At 31.7% G+C, this 3854-nt stretch carries 2 protein-coding genes; both read left to right on the forward strand.

Annotated features, from left to right (window positions below):
* The first annotated feature begins 351 nt into the window (after positions 1 to 351).
* Complete coding sequence (locus tag Q0616_RS04185; RefSeq protein WP_298775352.1) at positions 352 to 3513, forward strand: GEVED domain-containing protein; 3162 nt, start codon at positions 352 to 354, stop codon at positions 3511 to 3513.
* Entirely contained in the window at positions 3513 to 3746 is a 234-nt protein-coding gene (locus Q0616_RS04190; protein ID WP_298775354.1) for a hypothetical protein, read from the forward strand. Before Q0616_RS04185 ends, Q0616_RS04190 begins: the two co-directional genes overlap by 1 nt.
* Positions 3747 to 3854: the final 108 nt, after the last annotated feature.

Genomic DNA, 3854 nt, shown 5'->3' on the forward strand with positions numbered 1-3854 from the left:
CACCACCAGATAAGATCACATTATAAATACACATAAATTCTTCTAATTCGAACTTACAAAGATAAGAAAATCTACTTACGATTAAAAAAAATCAAACTCACCACTCTTTTACCTCTTCAAAACATCAACGTATTTATAGTCACTATTTTATTTTTCATTTTTTCGGAATTTACGATTAAATCACAACATGCATAAAATAAATGATTAATCGTATTTTGATCGTCCTACTACCCACTACACTACCCTATTTCATTAAAAACTACTCTTTTTAGGATTCACAACTACCCTACGTTTACTTTCTTATTGTATAACTTAATCTAAGATTTGCACTAAATATCAAACACTTAATAAATGAGCAAAAAATTACTCTATTTTAAATTATTATCATTATTTCTCCTATCGAGTGTTAATGTAAATGCGCAAAACTCTCCTACATGGACTTGTAGCGTAGATGAAGTTCAAGAAGAAATATTTAGACAAAATCCTGAACTAAAAAAGATATATGAAACTAAACAAGCCGAATTTCTTAATTTTAGAAAATCTGAGTTAAAAGGTCAAAAACAACTAAAAGCAAATCAAATAATTGAAATTCCTACCGTTGTTCACATACTTGATGATGGTACAGGAAAATATATACCTACCGAAGTACAAGTAAAAAATTGGATTGCTCGTGCAAATTCTATTTTTGATGAAACGGCAAGTGATATAATAGGATCTGAAGCTGGAGGTACTACTTTACCTGTTCGGTTAGTTTTAGCAAAACGAACACCTAGCAATACAGCAACTAATGGTATTGTTACTCACGATCTTTCTAATAATTCTGTCTACGTTAATTATGGTGTTAATGGAAAAGGACTAACGAATCAATATTTAAATGACACTTATAATTGGAATTCTAATTCATATTACAATATATACATAACAAATATGATTGATGGGGTAAATCAATCAAATACAACAGGTGCTTATACAGCAGGTTTTGCATATTACCCTGGTGGAAGTTTAGATTTATCTGTAATGCTTTACCATGTAACAATCAACAATAGAGATACTACTTTTGCACATGAAATGATGCATGCATTTAATGTCGCACATCCTTTTAATGGTGGAGATGGAAATGGAGTAAATTGCGGTAGCCTAACAAACGATGACATAGAAGATACTCAAAACATAAGAAGCGGTTTATTTTTTGGAGACCCAAATAACTCTTTTAATCAATACAAAACATATCCCACAATTAACCAAACCATTAACGACTGTTCTAATACTCCATTTGACCATACGTTGGTTAACATGATGAATTACGGCATAAACCTCGATCGTTTTACTCCTGGACAAGGAGACAGAGCATTAGATGCTATCTATTTCTTTAGATCTTCGTTTCTTACATCTCTTGCTTTAACACCAGCAGATGGAACAAGTAATATTCCTGTAGAAGCTTGTGAAGTAACAGGAGGTTCCGGTCATATACGTTTTGATCAAATAGAGTTTAATACAATCTCTAAAAAAGGAATAATTTATAATCTACACAATGATTTTACAAAAAGTAACAATATAAACTCTGCTTATATTACAGAGGTTACAGAAGGTCAAAACTATCAATTAAATATAACAACAAGTACCAATCCTAACAGAAGAAAAGTTTATATTTATATAGATTATAATGGAGATGGTATTTTTGATGCAGATGAAGTTGTTTTATCTAATCATGAATTACTTGGGAATATTACAAATTTATCAACAACGATTACTATACCAACCACTGCTAAGAAAAACACACCACTTAGAATGAGAGTTGTTGGCGATGTATCAAATACTTACAGCGATACACTTCACGTTACATATGGTGCTTGTGATTCTCGCTTTGGAGGTCAAGTAGAAGACTATACAATCATTGTAAAAGAAGCTACATCTACAGTTTGGAATGGAACTTCTTGGTCTGTAGGAGAACCAACACTAACAAAAGAAGCGATTGTTAGAGGTGATTTAGTCATCGATCAAAGCAATAGAATCACAACTAATAAATTTACTTTAGAAAGTGGATCTGTTACAATTAATAATTATGGTGCAATTATCTCACCAATCATCGAAAATAAATTGTCTGCTGATAAATTCGTGGTAACAGGAAATAACAGTGGATTATTACAATGGGGAAATAATATTTCTGCAAGTGGTGAATTCACAATAATCCAAGAAAGTTCACCTATGATTTTTAATGATGCTGCATTGTGGTCATCGCCTGTTAAAAATCAGAACCTGAGAGAATTTTCTCCAAATACATTGTTAAAGAGGTTCTACAAATACAATGAAACAACGAACAAATTTGCAAGTTTATTTATCGAAGATCCATTGTATCCGAATGGAAACTTAGAAAATCCTGCAAGCTATAATTTTGAAGCTGGAAAAGGATACCATATTCGAGTAGGTTCAGATTTCCCTACAACAAAGCCAGGTAAAAAACATATCGGAAAATTTGTTGGTGAATTAAATACAGGGTTATTTTCTATTCCTGTAACAAAAAATAATTTGGGATACAACCTAATTGGTAATCCTTATCCTGCTCCTATATATGCGAATCGTATTTTAAATACAAATTCTGATATTTCTGCCTTGTACTTCTGGACGCAAGAATCTCCACTTACAACAAATGGCTACGCGAGCAACAACTACTCTTCTTATACGAGAGCAGGTGGTGTACAAGCTGCTGCAGGAGGAAAAATTCCTAATGGAAATATTGCTATTGGTCAAGGATTTTTTGTAGAAATAACAAACAATCCAACAAATATATACTTACACAATGGTTTTACAGGATGGGATGACAAAGAAGTTATTTTCCATAAAAATGAAGAAGATACAAAACGTGTGAGATTAGATTTGTTTGAAGGAGCACAAGCTAAAAATCAAATTTTAGTAACTTATATGCAAGATGCTACAAATGGTTTTGACCATCAAATTGATGCTAAATTGAACAAAATGTTCAACGGCTCTACATTATTTTCTATCATCGAAGGAACTCCTGAAAAATATGTGATTCAAGGACGTGCACCATTCACAACAGAAGATACGGTACAATTAGGGTTCGAAGCAAAAGAAAGCGCACCTTATACCATCAAATTAAATAGCACAGAAAATTTTGAGGATCAAGCGATTTATTTAAGAGATAAAGAACTTCACCAAGTGGTTGATTTAACAAAAGATCATTACACATTTGATGCTCAACAAGGTATTTACAACGATCGTTTTGAAATCATTTATCAAAACAAAACCTTATCTACATCAGATTTATCAAAACAAGATGTTGTCGTGTACAATACAAATAACACCCTTGTTTTAACCTCTCAAAAAGAAATCACTTTTGTAGAAGTTTATGATATAACTGGTAGAAAAGTTATCGCTAAACAATCATCGAACAATCGACTTGTGTTATCAGAATTAAAGAAAAACAACCAAGTGTTATTAATCAAAGTAACAACATCAGATTCTAAAACAACAACATTAAAAACTATATTCTAATGAGAAAATTTATTTTAATCGTAATGTTTTCCGTTTCGCCATTTATGTTCGCTAATTACGGAGAGGAAGTATCCTTCTTTTCATCACAAACACAATCCAACAGTATTGCAACTGTAGATGATCCCGATACTCCTGCTGCACGAATTAACGACTCTGCCTATCTATTACTAATTATAGCTGCTGGTGCTGGATTAATTTATTTCAGAAACAAATCAATAAAAGTCATTCGATAATTGTTCAACTATTTTTTAATGCAAAAAAATCCTGCTCAATTGAGCAGGATTTTTATATTCAATTTCTTTTGAATCTTAAATCATTGAAATACGTAGTGTATTGGTAAT

It is taken from the genome of uncultured Empedobacter sp., from assembly GCF_937930195.1.
GTDB classification, from domain to species: domain Bacteria; phylum Bacteroidota; class Bacteroidia; order Flavobacteriales; family Weeksellaceae; genus Empedobacter; species Empedobacter stercoris.